Here is a 1,075-nt window from a genome sequence, read left to right on the forward strand (position 1 = left end):
CTGCGTATTCCTCCGAATTCGATCGAGGCCGAGCAGGCGGTGCTGGGCGGCCTCATGCTCTCGCCCGATTCGCTGGACAAGGTGGCCGACAAGCTCACCGACGACGATTTCTATCGTAAGGACCACCGCCTCATCTGGCGCGCCATCAACGAGCTCGCCAACAAGGGCATGCCCTGTGACGCGATCACGCTGGGCGAATGGTTTGTCGCCAACGACCTCTCCGAGATGGTCGGTGGCGCGACCTACCTCATGGAGCTGGCCAACTCGACACCCAGCGCGGCGAACATTGGCGCCTATGGCGACATCGTGCGCGAGAAGTCCGTGCTGCGCATGCTGATCGATGCCGGCACGTCCATCACCGAGGACGGTTTTCGTCCCGAGGGCAAGAGCGTCCAGGAAGTGATGGAGCTGGCCGAGCAGCGCGTGTTCCGCATCGCGGAATCCGGCGCGCGCGGCAAGAAGGACATCGTCTCCGTACGCGAAGCCGTGGGCGAGGCGTTCCGCATGCTGACCGAGCGCTACGAAAAGCGCGGCCAGCTCACCGGTATCTCCACCGGCTTTACCGATCTGGACGAACTGACCTCGGGATTGCAGCCGTCGGATCTCATCATCGTCGCGGCACGCCCGTCGATGGGTAAGACCGCTTTCGCGCTGAATCTCGCCGAAGCCGCGGCGATGCGCGGCAAGAAGGCCGTGGCGGTGTTCTCGATGGAAATGTCGGCCTCACAGCTGGCTTTCCGTCTGATCTCGTCGCTCGGTCGCGTGCATGCGCAGCATCTGCGTAACGGTGACCTCGCCGAGGAGGACTGGCCGCGCGTCACCTCGGCGATCACCATGCTGTCGGATGCCAAGATCTTCATCGACGACACGCCCGCCATGTCGCCGGTGGAAATGCGTTCGCGTTCGCGCCGCCTGCAGCGCGAGCATGGCCTGGGCCTGATCGTGATCGACTACCTGCAGCTGATGCAGGTGCCGGGCAACAGCGAGAATCGCGCGACGGAAATCTCTGAGATTTCCCGCGGCCTCAAGGCGCTGGCGAAGGAACTCAACGTGCCGGTGATCGCGCTGTCGCAGT

Annotated in this window: 1 protein-coding gene; it reads left to right on the forward strand. The window is 63.9% G+C overall.

Annotation, left to right across the window (positions count from 1 at the left end; translation table 11 throughout):
• On the forward strand, positions 1 to 1,075 hold a 1,075-nt coding region (gene dnaB, locus AC1DT2_RS24270; protein WP_477299294.1), incomplete at both ends, for a replicative DNA helicase.

The sequence above is a fragment of the Luteibacter sp. P4_E6 genome, assembly GCF_056401535.1.